Genomic DNA, 20,732 nt, shown 5'->3' on the forward strand with positions numbered 1-20,732 from the left:
CTTACAAAGATTAAATTATTCTGCGGTAGCGGCAGCTTTATTTTTTCTTTTTCGTTCTGTCTCGTCAAGGATGATTTTGCGAAGGCGCATAGACTTGGGCGTAACCTCCACGTATTCGTCTTCCTGAATATATTCAAGAGCTTCTTCCAAACTAAATTTTACGGCAGGGGCGATGTTTACTTTATCATCGGAGCCACTGGCTCGCATATTGGTCAGTTTCTTGGATTTGCAGACATTGATAACGATATCGTCCTGACGGGTACTTTCGCCGATAACTTGTCCGGCATATACTTCTTCACCCGGATCGATGAAGAAACGTCCGCGGTCTTGCAGTTTATTGATTGCGTAAGCGAAAGTATCTCCGGCTTCCATGGCGATAAGAGAGCCGTTGGTACGCATTTCGATCTCTCCCATATAAGGTTCGAAGCCTTTCAGGCGGTGGGCCATAACGGCTTCTCCGGCCGTCGCTGTCAGTAAATTGCTTCTTAGACCGATGATTCCCCTTGAGGGGATATCGAATGTAAGGTGAACCCGTTCATTCCGGTGTTCCATGTTGGTCATGGTACCTTTTCGACGGTTAACCATTTCAATCGCTTTTCCTGAAAGTTCCTCCGGTAAATCGATCGTTAACTCTTCGACGGGTTCGCATTTGACGCCGTTGATCTCTTTTATGATTACTTTGGGTTGTCCTACTTGTAACTCGTAACCCTCCCGGCGCATGGTCTCGATAAGAACGCTCAGGTGTAATACACCCCGTCCGAATACGACAAATGAATCGGCTGTTAATCCGGGTTGTACCCGTAAAGCAAGATTCTTTTCCAGTTCCCGGTCCAAACGTTCCTTGATATGGCGGGAAGTTACGTATTTACCGTCTCTTCCGAAGAAGGGAGAGTCGTTGATGGTAAATAGCATACTCATGGTCGGCTCGTCGATTGCAATGGGAGCGAGAGCCTCCGGATTCTCGAAATCCGCAATCGTATCGCCGATCTCAAATCCTTCGATTCCCACTAACGCGCAGATCTCGCCGCACTCTACTTCTTCCACTTTTTGTTTACCCATCCCCTCGAATATCATTAAATCTTTGATTCTGGATTTTACCATCGTTTCTCCGTCCCGCTTACATAACGTTACGGCCATTCCGGATTTTAGCTTGCCGCGGGTTAGTTTCCCGATGGCAATACGTCCCACGTAAGAGGAGTATTCCAGGGAGGTAATTAACATTTGTGGAGTTCCTTCCTGTATTTTAGGAGCGGGAATATCTTTGATAATAGCGTCTAATAACGGGGTAATATCAGTTGTCGGCTTATGCCAATCCGTTGACATCCAACCTTGTTTGGCACTACCGTAAACAACGGTGAAATCGAGTTGCTCTTCGGTAGCGTCCAAAGAGAACATAAGATCAAATACCTGTTCATAAACAAAATCCGGTCTGCAATTGGTCTTGTCTACTTTATTAACTACCACGATGGGTTTTTTACCTAAAGCAAGAGCTTTTTGAAGAACGAAACGGGTTTGAGGCATAGTTCCCTCGAAGGCATCTACCAATAGGAGAACACCGTCGGCCATATTCAGAACGCGTTCGACCTCTCCACCGAAATCGGCATGACCCGGTGTGTCAATGATATTGATCTTATAGTCTTTGTAATGAACGGATACGTTTTTAGCCAATATGGTAATTCCTCGTTCTCTTTCCAGATCATTATTATCGAGCAATAGATCGCCTTTGTTTTCTGTTTCTCTGAATAAATTTCCTTGGTAAATCATTTTGTCGACCAGTGTCGTTTTCCCGTGATCGACATGTGCGATAATCGCAATGTTTCTAATTTTCTGCATTTTGCTCCTTTATGGTATTGTTCCAAATAGGGCGCAAAGGTAATGCATTTTATTGGAAAGTGAATCAGTTGGATATAAAAAATATAAAAAAGGGACTTCGGAGTCCCTTTTTTATGATGCGATAGAATCAGCAATCAACGCGGTTTGCGCTTCCTAACACGTTAATTGTTTTGTGTTTATATAATTCCTTTAATGATTCGCGTGCCGGCCCGAGGTATTTACGCGGATCGAATTCTGCCGGTTTCTGGGCAAATACTTCACGAATAGCGGCTGTCATTGCCAAACGTCCGTCGGAATCGATGTTGATTTTGCAGACGGCTGATGTCGCTGCTTTACGTAATTGTTCTTCCGGAATACCTACGGCATCTTTTACGGCTCCCCCGTATTTGTTGATAATGGCAACCTTGTCTTGAGGAACTGAAGAAGAGCCGTGAAGTACGATCGGGAATCCCGGGATCCTTTTTTCTATCTCCTCGAGGATATCAAAGCGTAAAGGAGGCGGAATCAAAATTCCCTCTGCATTCCGGGTACATTGTTCCGGTTTGAATTTGTTGGCTCCGTGGGAAGTTCCGATAGAGATAGCCAATGAATCCACCCCTGTTCTTTTCACGAAATCTTCTACCTGTGCAGGACTGGTATAGACGTGTTCAGCTGCTTTCACGTCGTCTTCGATTCCGGCTAAAACTCCTAATTCTCCCTCAACGGTTACGTCGAATTGGTGAGCATAGTCTACCACTTTCTTCGTTAGAGCGATATTTTCTTCGTACGGGAGGGCCGAACCGTCAATCATGACAGAAGAAAAGCCCATTTCAATACAAGATTTACATAATTCAAAGGTGTCACCATGATCTAAATGAAGGGCAATAGGTATATTGCATCCCAATTCTTTTGCATATTCGACAGCCCCTTGTGCCATGTAACGCAAAATGGTTTGATTGGCATATTTTCGAGCTCCGCTGGAGACTTGTAAGATTACCGGTGATTTGGTTTCTACGCAAGCTCCGATGATGGCTTGCATCTGTTCCATATTGTTGAAATTGAAAGCCGGGATGGCGTATTTGCCTTCCATTGCCTTCTTGAACATCTCTCTGGTGTTAACCAGTCCTAAGTCTTTGTAATTAACCATAGCTGATATTTTTTATAATCTGCATCAAAGTTAAGGATTAAAAACAGAGTTTTCCAAGAAAAACCGGAAAAAATTTCAAACGTTTGCGTAACCTGTTAATTTCATGTTGTCCGGAAATACAAGGATTGAAGATGGGAATTGAAATTCATACCCGATATTGCGACGCACCCCTGTTTGCAATCTTGTTAAAATGTCTGGTGTACGATTAGGTCGTCCCATGCGCTATCTTGTTTCACCATTCGATCTCTTCTAAACCATGTGCTTTTAAATAGGTATTGGCTTGACTGAAGTGGTGATTTCCAAACCATCCGCCCCGATTGGCCGATAAGGGAGAAGGATGAACGGATTTTAATACCAAATGGCGTTGCGTATTGATGAAAGCTCCTTTGCGCTGGGCATAAGAACCCCATAGCATGAAAACGAGGTGCTCCTTTTTTTCGGCTAATAGTTTGATAACGGCATCCGTGAACTCTTCCCAGCCTTTATTCTGGTGGGAGCCGGCCTGATGAGCCCTTACAGTCAAGGTAGCGTTCAGGAGTAGAACCCCCTGATCGGACCAGCGTTCCAAATTTCCGGAAGAAGGTATGGCTGATCCCAAATCGTTGTTGATCTCTTTAAAAATGTTTTGTAAAGATGGTGGTTGTTCTATTCCTTCCGGTACGGAAAAACAAAGGCCGTGAGCCTGTCCCGGCCCGTGGTAGGGATCTTGTCCCAAAATGACGACTTTCGTGTTTTCAACGGGACAATGGTCAAAAGCGTTAAAAATAAGTTTTCCCGGGGGGAATATTCGGTTATGCTTATACTCTTCTTTCACAAATTGAATGAGCTCTGAAAAATAAGGTTTTTCAAATTCTTCCTTTAAAAGGTCTTTCCAGGATTCTTCTATTTTAACGTCAGGCATGGTAGGTAGAATTTAGATTATAATTAAAGATTTGATGATTTACGATTGGGTGATTTTGAAAAGTCATTATTTGACAGGCTTTATCTTTAGTTCAAAAAGTTTAGGCCAGCGTTTACCGGTAACATATAGGGTCCCTTTTTGGGCATTGTAGGCAATACCGTTCAGTACGTCATCATTTTCATCTAACTTGCCGCTCTCCTCCTTTGTTAATAAGTCGGGCAGATGCAATTCTTGTTTGACGACCCCTGTTTGCGGATCGATAACGGCGATTCGATCGGTTAGCCAAACGTTGGCCCAGATCATGCCGTTTATGAACTCCAGTTCGTTTAGATTCAGGACGGGACCGTTATGGTCGAAAACCTCTACTCTTTTCAATATATTGAAAGTTTCCGGATCGAGGTGATAGAGGACATGAGTTCCGTCACTCATGATCAGTTTGTCGTCCATTGTGGTAATGCCCCAACCTTGAGTTTGGTAATCGAACGTGGTTTCCAGCGTGAAAGTATTCAGGTCGTAAACAAATCCTTTGTGTGATTTCCAGGTAATTTGATAAATTTTGTCTTTATAGATGGTAATACCTTCTCCGAAATAGGACCTGTCAAGGTGAAGGACGGATAGTATTTTATTGTTTTGAAGATCTGTTTTTCGTAAAGAGGAGGCTCCGTATTGTCCGGTTCCTTCGTACATGAAATTGTCGTGAAATACAAGACCTTGGGTGTAGGCGCGGTTGTCGTGAGGGAAGGTGTTTATAAGTTGGTAATCGAGAGATACAGGAGCTTTGTTTGGTTTAATGACGATCGGCATGGTAGCAATCCCCTGTCTCTGGTTAGGATGGAAAGCCATGACTTTTATCGTTTGAGTTCCGCATTTCCCTTCCGGGATTTTGAAGATATACTCCCGGGTATTACTGTCTAATGTGGTGATCCTTGAGTTATTGTACAGGATATGAGAAGAATCGATTTTATATCGTTTGTCGTAAGCGAAATTTATTTTGATTTTCTCTCCGAATACACACGTGTCGTTTTTTTGAGGATAGATAATCTGGATGCTCTTAACGTATCTCGTCGTATTTTCCGGTGATGGTTTCGCATTTGCCGAAACCGACGTTGCGTTTTTGTTTTTAGGCTTTGTCTCCGTTTTGCACGAGATGAACACCAATGTAAATAATAATGCGTAGAATATGTATGTCATTGATTTTTAATTATAATTATCTTCCTCCTGTGAAGAGGGTAAAAGAAGCCTTCTTATTCGAGGCTCCATTCGTATCCGTCTTTTGTATCCTTAATAAGGATTCCTGCATTTTTTAATTCGTCACGAATCTGATCGGAAGTGGCCCAGTCTTTATTTTGGCGTGCTACTTTCCGCACGTTCATCATCGCCTCGATTACTTTGTCTAAAGCTTGGTTGCTTGCCCCGGAATCCTCCTCGCTTTTTAATCCCAGAATATCAATTACGATGTCCTGGTATAGTTTTTTCAATTTATCTAAATTTTCGGTGTTTATTTTTTCATGGCCTGCACTGATCGAATTGATGATCCGTACACCGTCGAATAGATGGGAGATTAGAATAGGAGTATTCAAATCATCGTTTAGCGCTTCGAAACATTCCTTTATCAAGGAGTCCACATCTACCGTATTCTCTATTGACGGCTTCAGTTTATTCAATTGGTTGACGGCGGACATAAGACGTTCGTAACCTTTTTGGGCCGCTTTTAATGCTTCGTTTGAGAAATCGAGCGGGCTACGATAATGGGCTTGGAGAATAAAGAACCGAACCGTCATGGGGGAGTAGGCTTGTTCCAGTACGTCATTTTCTCCCGAGAAAAGTTGATCCAAGGTGATAAAGTTACCTAACGATTTCCCCATTTTTTGTCCGTTGATGGTTACCATATTATTATGCATCCAGTACCTTACGGCGTCGTGTCCGTACGCGGCCGCACTTTGGGCGATTTCGCATTCGTGATGAGGAAATTGTAAATCCAACCCTCCCCCGTGGATATCAAACGTTTCTCCCAGGTATTTTTGACTCATACAAGAACATTCTAAATGCCAGCCCGGGAATCCTGTTCCCCAGGGGGAAGGCCACCGCATGATGTGTTCCGGGGAGGCTTTTTTCCAGAGAGCGAAATCCAACGGGTTTCTTTTTTCTCCTTGTCCGTCTAACTGGCGTGTATTGGAAAATAACTCTTCTATTTTTCGGCCGGAAAGTTTTCCGTAATGGAATTTCCGGTTGTAGTGTTCTACATCGAAATAGATATTGCCGTTACTTTCATAAGCGAAACCGTTATCGATAATCTTTTTGATTAACTCCTGTTGTTCTATGATGTGTCCCGAAGCGTGAGGTTCTATACTGGGAGGAAGTGTATTCAGATCTTCCATGTTTTTATGATAACGGTTGGTATACAATTGGACGATTTCCATCGGTTCCAGTTGTTCCAATTTCGCTTTTTTGCCGATTTTGTCCTCTCCTTCGTCTGCGTCGTTGACTAAATGACCTACATCAGTGATATTCCGGATGTATCTTACCTTATAACCCAAGTATTTCAGGTATCTGAAAAGCAAATCGAACGTGATAGCCGGACGGGCATGTCCCAAATGAGCATCCCCGTACACGGTAGGACCGCATACGTACAATCCGACAAATGGAGGGTTAAGAGGTTCGAACAGCTCCTTTTTCCGATCTAATGTATTGTATATCGTCAGTTTATTTTCCATGGTATTTTTAGTCATTTGTTTCGGATAACAAAAGTAAGAAAAAAATAAAAAACAACTTCTCTATTTTTATAAAGTTTAAAAACAGGGGAAGAGAAGAGCATGGGATAGGCGTTTTACTCCTGCGGCTTATACTTCAAGGCTTCCGGGATCAGGGCTTTTAATTGAGCGATCCGTTTTTCGTCTGCCGGGTGGGTGGATAAGAATTCGGCTTGTTTGCCTCCCCCTGCTGCTGCCATTCGTGACCAAAAGGCCGTGGCTTCATTGGGATCGTAACCGGCCATTGTCATAAAGATCAGTCCCAAATGATCGGCTTCCGATTCGTGTTTACGTGAAAAAGGCAAGATGATGCCGACGTTGGCTCCGATTCCGATTACCTGTTCCAGTAACGCTTTTCTTGCTGCCCCCTGGGATTGGCCGAGTAATTCGCTTGCGGCAGTACTACCGTATTGAACCAATGCTTGTTGACTCATTCGTTCGTTGCTGTGATGGGCTACGGCATGAGCGATTTCGTGTCCCATAACGACAGCGATGCCCGCTTCGTTTTGGCAGTAGGGCAAAATCCCTTCATAGAATACCACTTTTCCTCCGGGCATACACCAGGCGTTGGGTTCATTGCTGACTACCAGATTAAATTCCCATTGGAAATTTTGAATTTCGGATTCTAAACCGTGCTCTCTCAGGTATTGTTCCACGGCTTTGGATATGCGGGCCCCTACTTTCCGAATCCGGTTTTTGGCCGAATCGTCGCTCGATAATTTATTCTCTTTAATAAAACTGCTGTAAGAAGTCAGGCTGGTTTGTACCATCTGGTCTTCCGGAAATAAAATAAGTTGATGACGTCCCGTGATGGGTACGGTGGCACATTGGTACATCAATAGAAGGAAAGAGCCTAATAGGGTAATACGGGTAAATTTCTTTTTCATCGTTTGATTTCTTTTTTATTTCGAATGCTAAAATATAATACGTACCTGAAAAATGCAATGTTTTTCAATAGAGAATCTTTCGGAAAAAATGAGTTACTTTTTGCCCGTTGGACAGCATCCCGTTAACAATCTATTTTTATTGGGTTAAAAGGTAATAGATAGATAATAGAAACAAGATTTTCTTTTATTGAATTATTTTGAGGGAAATACTTTTATTTTTGTGTTAAAATGAAAAGTAATGAATCGGAGAATTCTTCAATTGGCCGTTCCGTCGATTATATCTAATATAACGGTCCCGTTATTGGGTTTAGTCGATGTGGCTATCGTGGGGCATTTGGGTGCGACTGCTTATATCGGGGCGATTGCGGTAGGAGGATTGCTGTTTAATATTTTATACTGGAATTTCGGTTTTTTGCGAATGGGTACGAGCGGGTTGACTTCGCAGGCTTATGGACGGAAAGACGCTTCGGCGGAAACGAGGGTTTTGGTACAGGCGGTTTGTGTCGGGTTGGTCTCTGCAATCGCCTTATTGTTGTTGCAATACCCGATCGAGCGTTTGGCTTTTCACCTGTTGGATACCAGCGATGAAGTAGAACGGTATGCCGTAGCCTATTTTCGGGTTTGCATCTGGGGAGCTCCGGCTGTTTTGACTTTGTATGGTTTTAAGGGATGGTTTATCGGAATGCAAAATTCCCGTTTCCCCATGTATATTGCTATTGCGGTGAATACGGTTAATATTTTGTGCAGCCTTTGTTTCGTTTTTGGATTTAAGATGAAGGTGGAAGGAGTTGCCTTGGGAACCGTGGTGGCCGAATATGGCGGCTTGGCCATGGCGGTTGTTTTATGGGTGAAGAAATACGGCTATTTGCGGGTAAGGGTTGTTTTGCGGGAAAGTTTATATTTAACGGCTATGCAGCGTTTTTTCGCGGTGAACCGGGATATTTTTTTGCGTACATTCTGTTTGATTGCCGTAACTACTTTTTTTACTTCCACGGGGGCCCGTCAGGGGGACGTGATATTGGCGGTTAATACTCTGTTGATGCAGCTTTTTACACTGTTTTCTTATATTATGGACGGTTTTGCTTATGCCGGGGAAGCTTTAGCAGGCCGTTACGTGGGTGCTTGTAATTTAAAGCAATTGAAACATGCTGTCCGTAATCTGTTCGCTTGGGGAGTCGGACTATCTTTGTTTTTTACTCTTTTATACGCGGTAGGAGGGAAAAATTTTTTAAGTATATTGACGGATGATACGGAGGTCATACAGGCTTCGGCTACTTATTTTTATTGGGTTTTGGCTATTCCGTTAGCCGGATTTTCCGCTTTCTTATGGGATGGAATACTTATAGGTGCCACTGCAACGAAACAGATGCTTGGGGCTATGTTGATAGCTTCATTCGCTTTTTTCTTCATTTTTTATACTTTTTCCGGGAGTACCGATAATCATATGCTTTGGCTGGCTTTTCTGGTCTATCTTTCTTTGCGGGGAATCATGCAAACGCTTTGGAGTCGTAAGATTTTTACACTGCAATATTTACAAAAAATAGGTTGTAAATAATTTTCGAGTGTTTCCGGATCATTTAGATCTATCGGTTTCGGGTATTGTCGTGTATTGTAAAAATGTTATTTTTGCACGGTTGGATGAAAATTAGTAAAAATTAAATGTATGAGTGTGACAACAGAAAAGAAAAAAGTGAAGTTCAGTAAAGCGTTTTGGGTTGCCAACACGGTCGAATTATTAGAGAGAGCGGCGTATTACGGTGTTTTTGTCGTAATCACCCTGTATTTGAGTAATGTATTGGGTTTTTCAGATATTCAGGCTGCTACTATCGCGGGAATATTTTCCGCTTGTTTGTATTTCTTGCCTACTTTCTCGGGAGCTCTTGCCGACAAAATAGGATTTCGTAAGTCCATGTTACTGGCTTTTTTGTTATTGACGTTAGGGTATTTGGGATTAGGGGTATTTCCGACTTTTTTGGCTTCTACCGGATTGGTGGAATACGGATACGAAACTCGTTTTAACGGATTGCAGGATAGTAACTATCGTTACGGTATCTTACCGATTATGGCTTTGATCGTTGTCGGCGGATCTTTTATTAAAAGTGTTATTTCCGGTACCGTGGCCAAGGAAACGGACGAGAGTACCCGAGCGAAAGGTTTTGCTATTTTTTACGGGATGGTAAATATCGGGGCTTTTTCCGGCAAGGTATTGGTGACGCCGTTAAGAGATTCTATGGGACATGAGGGGATGATCGTCTTGAATTATTTCTCTGCCTCCATGACATTTTTAGCTTTAATAGCTATTTATTTTATGTATAAAAGCGATAAACATGCGGGAGAAGGAAAATCTTTCCGGCAGATATGGGTCGCTTTGATGAAAGTCTGTACGAACGCCCGTCTGCTTATTTTAATTTTAATCATTACGGGATTCTGGATGGTGCAACATCAGTTATACGCGACGATGCCCAAATACGTGATCCGGTTGGCCGGGGAAGGAAGTGCTATCGGGTGGTATGCTAACGTGAATCCGTTGGTGGTTGTGTTGACGGTGAGTTTGATTACGCAATTGATGCGAAAAAAATCGGCATTATTTTCTATGACGGTAGGCATGTTTATTATGCCGGTATCGGCTTTATGTATGGCTTCGGGTAATATGTTGAGCAATAGTGAGATTGTTGGAATGCATCCGGTCGCTTTTATGATGATCGTGGGTATCGTGTTCCAGGGATTAGCTGAAGTATTTATTTCTCCCCGTTTTCTGGAGTATTTTTCTTTACAGGCTCCTAAAGGAGAGGAAGGGCTTTATCTCGGATTTAGCCATTTGCATTCGTTTCTCTCTTCTATTTTCGGTTTCGGATTGTCCGGATTCCTGTTGAGTAAATATTGTCCGGACCATGCTTTGTTTAGTAGCGAGGCGGAGTGGGCGGCGGCAGCTTCAAATGCTCATTATATCTGGTATTATTTTGCCGGTATTGCTTTGGTTTCGGCTATCGCTTTGATCATTTACGGAAAAGTGGTACGTTACATAGATGCCCGGAAACAGGAGATGGGTAACGAATAACTACGTAGTATATATCGGAATGAAAAGGTGTTTCTCCTCGTATTTAGGAAAAACACCTTTTGATTTAAGGTTTGGTTTGTTTTACAGTACGGGTGATTTGTTTGGAATGGAAAGGGATACGACTAACGGAAAATAGTTCGTGTTTTTGAGCTGAAACCCTTATGGAGGTAACAAAAGGCTTCTTTGTTGTTGCCTTGCCTTTTGTCAATACATGTCCGTTACGGGAAGGATCACCGTCATAGATGATGATATCATGATGAAGGGGAACCTCCGAAGATTCTTGGATGATGAATTTTAATTCTATGTTTTTCATCGGGGTATTTTGATGCAGAACGCCATGTGCTTTATTGTTCCAGGCGATAGTAATACCTATACAGACTACGGTAATAGTTAAGATTAAAAATCGGGTCATGTTATTCTTTTATGTTTGTGTAAAGATTACGTGAGAAAAGAAATTCAGGTTACATCCTGATAAGTAGGAGATTGGAAAAAAGTTATTATCCGGGAGTTGCCGTAGGGAATTGGAATTTCTTTATTAGATTTGTAAAATATCTATTTTTGTAGTTTTAGTAAGGAGGTTTTGTAAAGAGGTATGGATACAATCATAGCGTTATTTGAACGGAGTTGCGAGAAATTTTCCGAAAGTCCTTATTTGTGGGAGAAGAGAGATGGAAAATATATATCCACGTCTTATCGGGAGGTTAGAGAGAAAGTAATAGATTTTGCCGGAGCTTTACTCTCTTTGGGGATGAATAAGGGAGACCGGGCAGCTCTTTTGAGTGAAGGATGTAATCGTTGGGTGTATGCTGAACTGGGGGTATTGTACGCGGGAGGGGTAAATGTACCTTTAAGTATCAAATTGACAAGTGATGAAATCTTATTTCGGATAGAACATTCGGGAGTTCGTTTTTTAATTGTTTCTTCTTATTATTTCCGTCGGATACGTGAAATGAGCTCCCGTTTGCTCCAAGTAGAGAAGATCATTGTATTCGATTATGAGGGAGAAGAGGAGCGTACTCTCTCTTTCGAGTCTCTTTTGTCTGAAGGCAAGTTGTGGTTAGCATCTAATTCTCACGTCTTGAACGATCGGGTTCGGTCTGTTCGGGCAGATGATCTGGTAAATATCTCTTATACTTCGGGAACAACGGCAGACCCTAAAGGGATTATGTTGTCGCATGGGAATTATGTGACGAACGTGTTACAGGCTGATTCGCTGATACAGATTCCATCGTCTTATAAGGTGCTTTTGTTTCTGCCTTGGGATCATAGTTTCGCTCATACGGTAGGCATCTACTCTTTTATGTATAACGGAGCTTCGTTGGCTTCGGTAGATTTTGGAAATTCTCCTATGGAATATTTAAGGAATATTCCGGTGAATCTTTTGGAAATAAAACCTCATGTCTTGCTTAGTGTGCCGGCATTAGCGAAAAACTTCAGAAAAAATATAGAGGCCGGTATACGGGCGAAAGGACGCTTTATATGGAAGTTATACCGATGGGGGCTGAAAGCTGCATATCGTTATAATGGTCTGGGAGATGATAGGGGAAAAGGTGGAAAGGCATTTTGGTGGCCTTGGGTTAAAATGGCGGATGGGTTTATTTTCTCTAAAATTCGTCGGAGTTTCGGTGGAAATTTGCAATTCTTTGTCGGGGGAGGGGCTTTGTTGGATATCGAACTACAACGCTATTATGCAGCCTTGGGGATTCCTATGTTACAAGGGTACGGATTGACGGAAGCCTCGCCTGTTATCAGCTCCAATACGCCGGAACGGTATCGTTTCGGTTCTTCCGGTATGGTCGTGAAGCCATTGGAGTTGAAAATATGTGACGAGGAGGGAAAGGTTCTTCCGGTTGGAGAACAGGGAGAGGTATGGATTAAGGGAGGCAACGTGATGCTGGGCTATTGGCGGAATGAAGAAAATACAAAAGAATATATCATAGACGGATGGTTGCGTACCGGTGACATCGGTTATCTTGGGAGAGAGGGGTGGCTTTATGTTTTAGGCCGGTACAAATCCTTGTTGATAGCTAACGATGGGGAAAAATACAGTCCTGAGGGGATTGAAGAGGCAATCGTGGAACACTCCCGCTATATCGAATGTTGTATTTTATACAATAATCAATCTCCATACACGGTCGGGCTGATCGTACCGAATAAAACAGCATTGGAGGAGTATATTATGCAGCAGGAGGTGGAACCGAATACCATGGATGCCTATCGCTCCATGGCCTTGAAGCTGGAAGAGGAGTTGATAGCTTTCAGAAAGGGAGGAAAATGGGCCAATTTGTTTCCGGAACGTTGGCTTCCAGCGGTTACCGGAATACTTCCTGAAACTATTGGGGAACAAAACGGTTTGATGAACTCTACCATGAAGGTCGTGAGACGTAACGTGATCGAGCATTTTAAAGCGGAAATTGATTACCTTTACACTCCGGAGGGGAAAGCTATTACGAATAAGCGCAACCTTCAGAATTTAAAACGAATAATGTCATAATCGATTGAAATATAATTATTATGCGTAGGAGAACGAGACAGGTTAAAATTGGAAATACGTTTATTGGGTCGGAGTATCCGGTTCTTGTACAGTCCATGCTAAACACGAGTACGATGGATACTTTCGCTTGTGTGGAACAGGCTGTCCGAATTATTGAGGCAGGGGGAGAGTTAGTAAGAATTACGGCTCCGGGAAGAAGAGAGGCAGAAAATTTGAAAAATATACATATTGCTTTACGGGAAAAAGGATATCGGGAACCTCTTTCGGCAGATATTCATTTTAATCCGGTAGCTGCTATGATTGCGGCTCGTTATGTCGAGAAAGTGAGGATAAATCCGGGGAATTTTGTGGATAAACGGGCTACGTTTGAACATTTGGAATATACGGAAGAAGAGTATACGGAGGAGTTGGAGCGTTTGCGGGCGAAATTCACTCTTTTTTTGAACGTGTGCCGGGAATATCATACGGCGGTACGTATCGGTACGAATCATGGTTCTTTATCCGATCGGATTATGAGTCGGTATGGAGATACTCCTGAAGGAATGGTAGAGGCGACGATGGAATATCTTCGAGTATGTCGGGATGAAGAATTTAATGATGTGGTGATCTCTTTGAAATCCAGCGATTGTCGAGTAATGGTGGAAGCCGTTCGTCTGTTAGTCAGGGAGATGGAGAAAGAGGGGATGGATTATCCGTTGCATTTGGGAGTGACAGAAGCCGGGGAGGGGGAGGACGGGCGAATTCGTTCGGCTGTGGGGATAGGAACTCTGTTGAATGAAGGGATCGGAGATACGATTCGGGTTTCTTTAACGGAGGCTCCGCAAAAAGAGATCCCGATAGCTCAACGGCTGGTACGGATTTGTACTCCTGAATATCGTTCGGAATTTCCCGTTTGGAAATCTCATTTTGTTAAACCTTTGATCGTGGCGGATATTTCTCATGTGGATTGTATCGACGAGCGAATTACGGCAGGATTGGATTTTCACGTTGCCGCAGTCAATGATCCGGTTTACGGTGATTTGCTGAAAGCAGGAAAACAGGCTCCGGAGATTATTTACACGGAAGCTTTGGGACCGGAATTAACCAAATTACCGGAGAGTGTGAAGATCCTTGTCCCCTATGAGAATATTGATGTCGCTCACGTGTATAACCGGAATGCAGTTGCCTTGATTGGGGTGAGGGAGTTTTTAACCTTGGAGGAGGAACCGGAAGGTAATGGCGTATTCGTAGAGATACGGGGTGTGGAGGAGATAAATCAGGAATTGGCCGTGAAATTGCAAAGAGAAGAAGAGGCTATTTTGGTATTGACACCGACGGAAGTGCTTTATTCCAACTATCGCCATCTTTTGGAACGATTGGCTGAATTGAACATCAAAAACCGGGTAATTATCCGGGCGGTCGTTTCGGGAGAAGAAATAGATGATTTGAATCTGCGAGTTGCCGCTCATGTCGGAGGATTATTTATAGATCGTCAGGGATACGGTCTATGGATTAGTTATCCTCAGGCGGGTAACCCTTTTGACGCCCTATCCATTAGTCGGAATATTCTTCAGTCAGCCGGAGTTAGGCGCTATAAAACAGAGTTTATTAGTTGTCCGGGATGTGGACGTACGTTGTATAATTTAGAGGAGTCGGTTGCTAAGGTGAAAAAAGCCTTTGCTCATTTGAGTAAATTGAAAATTGCCGTGATGGGCTGTATTGTAAATGGCCCAGGAGAGATGGGTGATGCCGATTACGGTTACGTGGGGGCTGGAAACGGGAAAGTGAATCTTTACCGGGGAAAAGAAGTCGTTCGGATTGCCGTTCCCGAGAGCGAAGCTCTCGAAGCATTAAAACAGGTGATCATAGATAATGGAGATTGGGAGTAAACGAAGGAACTTTTTTGATTTTGTGGTGATCGACATGTTATAATTCGTCTATCTTTGCGGCCGTTTTTATTCAACAGCTAAATAGATCTTATGTCACAAAATACACCTTTGATTTTAGGTACGGAGAAAATCGGGAAATTACTTCTTCGTTATGCTATTCCGGCCATTATTGCAATGACGGCCTCCTCTTTATATAATATGGTCGATAGTATTTTCATCGGCCACGGGGTCGGCCCGTTGGCTATTGCCGGATTGGCGGTGACATTTCCTCTGATGAATTTAGCGGCAGCTTTCGGTTCGCTTGTAGGTGTCGGCGCATCTACTTTGGTGGCCATAAAATTGGGACAAAAGGATAAAGAGAGTGCAACGCATGTATTGGGGAATGTTATCGTTTTGAATATAATCATTGGAGCGTTGTTTATGGTGCTGATGCTGATTTTTTTAAAACCGGTACTTCTTTTTTTCGGGGCGAGTCCCGAAACATTACCTTATGCGGAAGATTATATGCAAGTTATTTTGGCCGGAAATTTGGTAACGCATGTATATTTAGGATTGAATGAGGTATTGAGGGCTTCCGGTTATCCTCAAAAGGCAATGGCGGCAACATTGATGGCGGTGCTGGTAAATTGCGTGTTGGATGCCCTTTTTATTTTCGTGTTGGATTGGGGAATACGCGGAGCTGCTTATGCTACCGTCCTTGCTCAGGTCTTGGCCTTGAGTTGGGAGTTGATGCATTTCTTTAATCCGAAAAGTTTTCTTCATTTTCAAAAAGGTATTTTCGGTTTAAAAAGAAGCATAGTGGGAGGGATGCTTGCTATCGGTTTATCTCCTTTTTTAATGAATTTATGTGCTTGCTTGGTAGTCATATTGATTAATAAAAGTTTGAAAGTACATGGAGGGGATATGGCGATAGGAGCGTATGGTATCGTAAATAGAGTGGTTTTTTTGTTTATTATGATTGTGATGGGTTTCAACCAGGGGATGCAACCCATTGCCGGATATAATTTTGGAGCTCGACAATTTGATCGCTTGATTCGGGTGTTGAAATATACCCTGATTTGCGGTATCAGTGTAACGACTTCCGGTTTTTTGATAGGTCAGATTTTTCCTCGGCCTATTATTTATCTTTTTACCGTACATGCCGAGTTGGTTGAAATTGCTTCGAGCGGGTTGAGGATTGTGCTTGCTGCATTTCCTTTGGTCGGTTTTCAGATGGTTACTTCCAGCTTTTTTCAGTCCATCGGGATGGCTAAAAAAGCTATTTTCCTTTCTTTGACGCGCCAATTGTTATTTTTGATTCCCGCTCTTTTGATATTTCCTCATTTTTGGGGTACGACGGGAGTTTGGGCCAGTATGCCGACAGCCGATGTTATTGCTTCTGTCGTGACGGGATGTATGTTGCATTGGCAATTGAAACGGCTAAAGATTTCGAATTTGCTTTGATTGCGATGTTTTGTTGTTTTAGGCTATGGGCTCTCGCGAATATTTTGATTTAAAATAGGCTCCGGCACCTTATAGGAAAGAAAAAATAAGTAATTTTGTATGTATAACTAATCCTAAATAAAGTGTTATGGAAAATTGTGTTGTTACAATCGGTAGGCAATTCGGCAGTTGCGGTAAGCAAATCGGACAAAAATTATCCGAAAAATTGGGAATTGCTTTTTATGATAAGGAGTTAATCGCATTAGCTTCTCAGGAAAGCGGATTGTGTAAAGAATTTTTTGAGAAGGCGGATGAACAGAATTCCGGTAGTTTATTGCATGCTTTTGCCGCGGGCTTTACTTTCGGCGGATTTCAATATAACGATTTTCTTTCCAATGAAAAACTATTTCAAATTCAGTCGGATGTTATCCGTAAATTGGCGGAAGAGAAATCTTGTGTTATTGTAGGACGTTGTGCGGATTATATTCTGCGGGAGAAAAAAAATTGTGTGAATATTTTTATTCATGCTCCGTTGGATGAACGGATAAAAACCGTGATGCGGCGGGAAAACATATCCGAGCATGATGCTTCGGAGCTTATTCGTAGAATGGATAAAACTCGTCCGGGATATTATAACTATTACACGGATAAAGAGTGGGGAGTAGCTTCTTCCTATCATTTATCTATCGACTCTTCTCTTTTGGGAATTGATCGTAGCGTAGATTTTATACAGGAATTTGTAAAAGAAATGATCTCTTGTTGATGTAATGAATACGGGATTTTAGAAAAGTATGGTTTTACGAATGTTATAAGTTTAAGGGGGCTTTGGATAGGCCCCCTTAAAATTGGATTGTTTATTTGAGTTCACAAGAGATTCGGGTTTCGTTCGGACTTGCTTGATGATTCTCTTTTTGTTTTAGGCCTGACTTGGCCCGAGGATTTGTCTCTTTTCCGGACAACGAGAATGTTCCGCTGTCGCTTTTGGTAACGGTTTCGGGGATATTCTTTTTATATTCGGTCCAAATTAATTTTACCGGAACTTTGTTGTAACCTTCCGGCACAATGGAAGTTAGGTCAAAAGATACTCTGCCGTAGCTCCAAACATATGAATCTGTGTTTTGGGCATCGGTTTTTTCTCCGTATGCATTATGGCGTAAAGTGATATATACGGAGTCGTTGTGTAATCCCATATCGTCTTGAACTAGATTGATGAAGTGTTTTTCAGAGGAGCCTTTCTTTACCGGAATTTTGAATTCGACATTCAAGTATTTTCCGCCGAACCATGCTTCCGTGATATTAATGGGATCGTTACCGATGCTGTCGTTTCGGACGGCTTCATTTTCTTTAATGAAGGATTCTTTTACGGGGACTTTACAAAGTACATCGTCAATATCGTATAAACGGATGTAATAAATCATTTTGCCATTTAGGCTTGTTTCCTCCCTTTCACTCCCGATAATGGAGTAATTGGCAACAACCCGTAGACCTTCTTTTACTTCATCGCCATTGAGACGTACTCCTTCGGAGAGAATCAGTTTATTTCCGTCATCCCGGCGGATAACGTATTTGGATTGGGAATTATCGACTTTTTCAAGATTACCATAGCTTATCCACGAATTTCCGTTCCCAACGTAGTAATATTCATCATCGTCATCGCATGACGTAAAGAAGAAGACGGCTAAAAAGCAAATTAACGCCAATTTCCATGTTTTATTTTCCATAGCTGTTTTTAATTATAAAGTTCATCTATATGATGCACTACTTTAAAAAAGGTTGCGTCAATTCGATTGTAATTTTTAATTAACGAGATCGGGAGATTGAAGGACTAAGAGATCCAATGATTGAATTGAATCTCTTAATCGATCGTCGGTACATTACCCCGTTCCTATGGGTTGTTATTCAGCCATGAAGATTTCCGGTTCTTTTCGGTCATGGAAGTTCCTGAAAAGAAATTCCGTAAAAGGAGTATTGAATATTCTGGCTTGGCTGGGGCATTGTTTTACACAGGCACAACATTTAATACAAGTTTCATCGTTGCTTATGATTTCGTCTTTCAGTTGAATGGCTTCGACAGGGCATATTTCGACGCAAAATCCGCATCGGGTACATAAATCTTTTAGGGTTTTCGGTGAGGCTGGAGTTTTGGGTTTCTTTTCTTTGTAAGGAATATTTCCTTTCACCTCCAATAAAGGGATATCGCTGGTTGAACCATAGATATGCAATTGTTCCACGCTTTTTCTCCCTAATGTTTTTGCTATTTGCAAATCGGATGGGTCGGGCCGTCCGGGAGCGGTTGGCATTGTGGAGGTACTGTAAGAATGTTCTCCGATGAAGGCTCCTCCACTAATGGGAATAAAACCGAGTTCGTTTACCGTATCTCTTAATTCGATTAAGGCATCTTCGTAATCTCTATTACCATACAAAACGGCGATAATGGCTGGTGATTGATGGGCTTTAATGATTTTTAATCGATCCAATGCCGTTTGCGCAACTCGACCCGCGTAAGTTGGAACAGCTATGATTGTTAATGTATTCTCAGCTTCGATTGATGTTGCGTTTGACGCAGGCGTCAAGTCGATCTCTTTTCCGATGGGAAGTTGAATTCCTTTTGCGATGGCCCTTGCCACTTCCCGAGAAGTGTGAGTTGGTGAAAAATAGATCAATTGAATGGTATTGAATTTCATTTTGTTGCAGATTAATTATTTGCGGTAAAGATAAATATAAAAAACAAAGATTAATGTCCGGCGAAAATGAGATTTTTATTTTGTATCGGAGCAATGGCGTGAATTTCTGAAATAGAAATTGCCGAAGCCGGTATATGGATAAATTCAAAATAGAAGGTAATTCCTAAAATAATAGTCGAAACGAGTAGCTTATGTTGTATTTTTCCGTAGAATATATAGATGGGTAATGGTACAAAATGCAGAGTGTTATGAAAAATATTTATATTACGGGGATACATGGTTTTATCGGAGAAACCATACGAGGTATTTTTGAAAAATATGGATATAAGGTCAATGCGATTCCGAGAAACGTGTTGTTTGAGGGAGGGATGGCATTGAAGGAATATATCGAAGATGCTGACGTGATTGTTAATCTTGCCGGTAAAAGTATTATGGGCCGTTGGACAGCTCGCGGGAAGGAAGAGATTATGCGTTCCAGGGTATTGGCGACTCGAAACCTGGTGAGGGCCGTCAATGCGCTTCAGCGAAAACCTCAGGTTTTCATCAATGCTTCGGCCGTGGGTATATATAAGGAAGGGAGCGTAAGTGATGAAAATGCTACAACTTATGATTCCGGTTTTTTGGCAGAAGTTGTGAAGGGTTGGGAAAAAGAAGTAGCGTATTTGGAGGATGTGCGTAAGGTTATTTTGAGATTCGGAATCGTGCTGGGGAAAAATGGGGGAGTTTTGAAACAACTCAAACGATCCTTTCGATTTCATTTATTCTTGATCATGGGAAGCGGGAAGCAAGTTTTTCCGGTGGTGCATGTTAAGGATATTGCCGGTTTTATCCGGTACGCCATAGAAAACAGAGATATTGAAGGGATTTACAATATGGTTATTCCAAATTCACTTAGTTATTTAGAGTTTACCAAAGCCTTGGAAGAACATATTAGAATAAAAATAACAATAAAAGTTCCTGAGAAAGTATTACTGATGCTGTTGGGAGAATCTGCTTTGGTATTGACTCGCTCTGCTAATGTGATCCCCTTTCGAACGTTACATTCCGGCTATCGAATGCAATACCCCGATTTAAAATCGATCTTGTCAGATGTTTTAATTGACGATTAGAATGATTTAGTGATTCAATGATTTAGTGATTCAATGATTCAAATCTCCTAATCCCTTAATCTCCTAATCTCCCAATCATTTAATCTCCTAATCTCTTCTTTTCATCTTTTAATTTTCGTTCTCGCTGTGTTGTCGAGTCTTTTCTTTTCGTTGTCGGTAGTTTTTCGGGGAAAAAAACATTTTTTAATTCTTTCAGGTTCAGCGTGATAATTGCCTGTTAAATTTTTTCCTGGAAAAAATGTGATAAAAAATTTGGAAAAGGGGATAAAGTTGTTTTATCTTTGCACCCGCTTTCCGGAGGGGTAGCGAGATGAAACGGGCCTGGAGGTGTTGAACGAGGGTGTTGAAAAAAGTTCGAAAAAAATAGTGAAAAAGATTTGGAAGGTGAGAATAAAAGGTGTTATCTTTGCGTCCGCTTTCGCCGTTAAAAATGGGGGAAGCCGGTAGATAGAGAGACGAGTTCTTGAACATATTGAAGTGAAAAAGACGAACAAGCGAGCGCGAGCCGTCGGAAGACGGCCGTGAATTAAACCGGGACAGGAAGAACAAAAAAAGTAAAGATTTTTTATCATGAAGAGTTTGATCCTGGCTCAGGATGAA

16 protein-coding genes are annotated in these 20,732 nt (G+C 42.0%); 7 read left to right on the forward strand and 9 right to left on the reverse strand.

Annotation, left to right across the window (positions count from 1 at the left end; all coding sequences use genetic code 11):
* Positions 1-15 precede the first annotated feature (15 nt).
* The 6 genes from typA to DMB45_RS05140 form a co-directional block, all read right to left on the reverse strand.
* The gene (gene typA / locus DMB45_RS05115; protein ID WP_041504635.1) at positions 16-1,833 is read right to left on the reverse strand and encodes a translational GTPase TypA; all 1,818 of its coding nucleotides are present in this window, start codon (positions 1,831-1,833) and stop codon (positions 16-18) included.
* Positions 1,834-1,960: 127 nt separating this feature from the next.
* Positions 1,961-2,959 carry a class II fructose-bisphosphate aldolase gene (locus DMB45_RS05120; protein ID WP_041503555.1) on the reverse strand — a complete coding sequence of 333 codons (999 nt, stop codon included), beginning with the start codon at positions 2,957-2,959 and terminating at the stop codon, positions 1,961-1,963.
* A gap of 232 nt (positions 2,960-3,191) precedes the next feature.
* On the reverse strand, positions 3,192-3,860 hold the full coding sequence (ung, locus tag DMB45_RS05125; RefSeq protein ID WP_041503556.1) for a uracil-DNA glycosylase: 669 nt from the start codon (positions 3,858-3,860) through the stop codon (positions 3,192-3,194).
* A 66-nt stretch (positions 3,861-3,926) separates the two neighbouring features.
* Positions 3,927-5,051 (reverse strand): glutaminyl-peptide cyclotransferase, encoded by a 1,125-nt coding sequence (locus DMB45_RS05130; protein ID WP_052634627.1) that lies wholly within the window; start codon positions 5,049-5,051, stop codon positions 3,927-3,929.
* A 53-nt stretch (positions 5,052-5,104) separates the two neighbouring features.
* Positions 5,105-6,574, reverse strand: coding sequence for a cysteine--tRNA ligase (gene cysS, locus DMB45_RS05135; protein WP_110688538.1), 1,470 nt, complete (start codon positions 6,572-6,574; stop codon positions 5,105-5,107).
* Positions 6,575-6,687: 113 nt separating this feature from the next.
* Positions 6,688-7,497, reverse strand: coding sequence for a M48 family metallopeptidase (locus DMB45_RS05140; protein ID WP_041503557.1), 810 nt, complete (start codon positions 7,495-7,497; stop codon positions 6,688-6,690).
* Between the two features lie 238 nt (positions 7,498-7,735).
* On the opposite strand from DMB45_RS05140, the gene DMB45_RS05145 reads away from it, so the two are divergent.
* The gene (locus tag DMB45_RS05145; protein ID WP_041503558.1) at positions 7,736-9,052 is read left to right on the forward strand and encodes an MATE family efflux transporter; all 1,317 of its coding nucleotides are present in this window, start codon (positions 7,736-7,738) and stop codon (positions 9,050-9,052) included.
* Between the two features lie 108 nt (positions 9,053-9,160).
* Positions 9,161-10,555, forward strand: a complete 1,395-nt coding sequence (locus DMB45_RS05150; protein WP_041503559.1) for an MFS transporter — start codon at positions 9,161-9,163, stop codon at positions 10,553-10,555.
* Between the two features lie 64 nt (positions 10,556-10,619).
* On the opposite strand, the gene DMB45_RS05155 is transcribed toward DMB45_RS05150, so the two are convergent.
* Positions 10,620-10,967, reverse strand: a complete 348-nt coding sequence (locus DMB45_RS05155; RefSeq protein ID WP_041503560.1) for a hypothetical protein — start codon at positions 10,965-10,967, stop codon at positions 10,620-10,622.
* A 180-nt stretch (positions 10,968-11,147) separates the two neighbouring features.
* On the opposite strand from DMB45_RS05155, the gene DMB45_RS05160 reads away from it, so the two are divergent.
* The 4 genes from DMB45_RS05160 to DMB45_RS05175 all read left to right on the forward strand — a co-directional run bounded on the left by DMB45_RS05160 (position 11,148) and on the right by DMB45_RS05175 (position 17,102).
* Positions 11,148-13,049, forward strand: a complete 1,902-nt coding sequence (locus tag DMB45_RS05160) for an AMP-dependent synthetase/ligase (RefSeq protein WP_041503561.1) — start codon at positions 11,148-11,150, stop codon at positions 13,047-13,049.
* A gap of 20 nt (positions 13,050-13,069) precedes the next feature.
* Positions 13,070-14,917, forward strand: a complete 1,848-nt coding sequence (gene ispG / locus DMB45_RS05165; RefSeq protein WP_041504637.1) for a (E)-4-hydroxy-3-methylbut-2-enyl-diphosphate synthase — start codon at positions 13,070-13,072, stop codon at positions 14,915-14,917.
* A 90-nt stretch (positions 14,918-15,007) separates the two neighbouring features.
* Positions 15,008-16,360: an MATE family efflux transporter gene (locus DMB45_RS05170; protein ID WP_041503563.1), complete on the forward strand. Its 1,353-nt coding sequence runs from the start codon at positions 15,008-15,010 to the stop codon at positions 16,358-16,360.
* Positions 16,361-16,487: 127 nt separating this feature from the next.
* A complete protein-coding gene (locus DMB45_RS05175; protein WP_041503564.1) occupies positions 16,488-17,102 on the forward strand; it encodes a cytidylate kinase-like family protein in 615 nt (204 codons plus the stop codon).
* Positions 17,103-17,193: 91 nt separating this feature from the next.
* Here the strand turns inward: DMB45_RS05175 and DMB45_RS05180 are convergent, their stop codons facing one another.
* Both DMB45_RS05180 and DMB45_RS05185 read right to left on the reverse strand, forming a co-directional pair.
* Positions 17,194-18,060, reverse strand: coding sequence for a NigD1/NigD2 family lipoprotein (locus DMB45_RS05180; RefSeq protein ID WP_110688522.1), 867 nt, complete (start codon positions 18,058-18,060; stop codon positions 17,194-17,196).
* A gap of 174 nt (positions 18,061-18,234) precedes the next feature.
* The gene (locus tag DMB45_RS05185; RefSeq protein WP_041504638.1) at positions 18,235-19,023 is read right to left on the reverse strand and encodes a 4Fe-4S binding protein; all 789 of its coding nucleotides are present in this window, start codon (positions 19,021-19,023) and stop codon (positions 18,235-18,237) included.
* A 248-nt stretch (positions 19,024-19,271) separates the two neighbouring features.
* Here DMB45_RS05185 and DMB45_RS05190 point away from each other — a divergent pair, with 248 nt between their 5' ends.
* Entirely contained in the window at positions 19,272-20,132 is an 861-nt protein-coding gene (locus tag DMB45_RS05190; RefSeq protein WP_041503567.1) for a TIGR01777 family oxidoreductase, read from the forward strand.
* The last annotated feature ends 600 nt before the right edge of the window (positions 20,133-20,732 follow it).

The sequence above is a fragment of the Sanguibacteroides justesenii genome, assembly GCF_003204205.1.
Classification (GTDB): domain Bacteria; phylum Bacteroidota; class Bacteroidia; order Bacteroidales; family Marinifilaceae; genus Gabonibacter; species Gabonibacter massiliensis.

Coding starts and splice junctions, on each gene's coding strand:
- DMB45_RS05145 (WP_041503558.1), top strand. CDS start 7,736: ATGAATCGGAGAATTCTTCAATTGGCCGTTCCGTCGATTATATCTAAT.
- DMB45_RS05185 (WP_041504638.1), bottom strand. CDS start 19,023: ATGAAATTCAATACCATTCAATTGATCTATTTTTCACCAACTCACACT.
- DMB45_RS05160 (WP_041503561.1), top strand. CDS start 11,148: ATGGATACAATCATAGCGTTATTTGAACGGAGTTGCGAGAAATTTTCC.
- DMB45_RS05155 (WP_041503560.1), bottom strand. CDS start 10,967: ATGACCCGATTTTTAATCTTAACTATTACCGTAGTCTGTATAGGTATT.
- cysS (WP_110688538.1), bottom strand. CDS start 6,574: ATGGAAAATAAACTGACGATATACAATACATTAGATCGGAAAAAGGAG.
- DMB45_RS05170 (WP_041503563.1), top strand. CDS start 15,008: ATGTCACAAAATACACCTTTGATTTTAGGTACGGAGAAAATCGGGAAA.
- DMB45_RS05140 (WP_041503557.1), bottom strand. CDS start 7,497: ATGAAAAAGAAATTTACCCGTATTACCCTATTAGGCTCTTTCCTTCTA.
- DMB45_RS05130 (WP_052634627.1), bottom strand. CDS start 5,051: ATGACATACATATTCTACGCATTATTATTTACATTGGTGTTCATCTCG.
- DMB45_RS05120 (WP_041503555.1), bottom strand. CDS start 2,959: ATGGTTAATTACAAAGACTTAGGACTGGTTAACACCAGAGAGATGTTC.
- DMB45_RS05180 (WP_110688522.1), bottom strand. CDS start 18,060: ATGGAAAATAAAACATGGAAATTGGCGTTAATTTGCTTTTTAGCCGTC.
- DMB45_RS05150 (WP_041503559.1), top strand. CDS start 9,161: ATGAGTGTGACAACAGAAAAGAAAAAAGTGAAGTTCAGTAAAGCGTTT.
- ung (WP_041503556.1), bottom strand. CDS start 3,860: ATGCCTGACGTTAAAATAGAAGAATCCTGGAAAGACCTTTTAAAGGAA.
- typA (WP_041504635.1), bottom strand. CDS start 1,833: ATGCAGAAAATTAGAAACATTGCGATTATCGCACATGTCGATCACGGG.
- DMB45_RS05175 (WP_041503564.1), top strand. CDS start 16,488: ATGGAAAATTGTGTTGTTACAATCGGTAGGCAATTCGGCAGTTGCGGT.
- ispG (WP_041504637.1), top strand. CDS start 13,070: ATGCGTAGGAGAACGAGACAGGTTAAAATTGGAAATACGTTTATTGGG.
- DMB45_RS05190 (WP_041503567.1), top strand. CDS start 19,272: ATGAAAAATATTTATATTACGGGGATACATGGTTTTATCGGAGAAACC.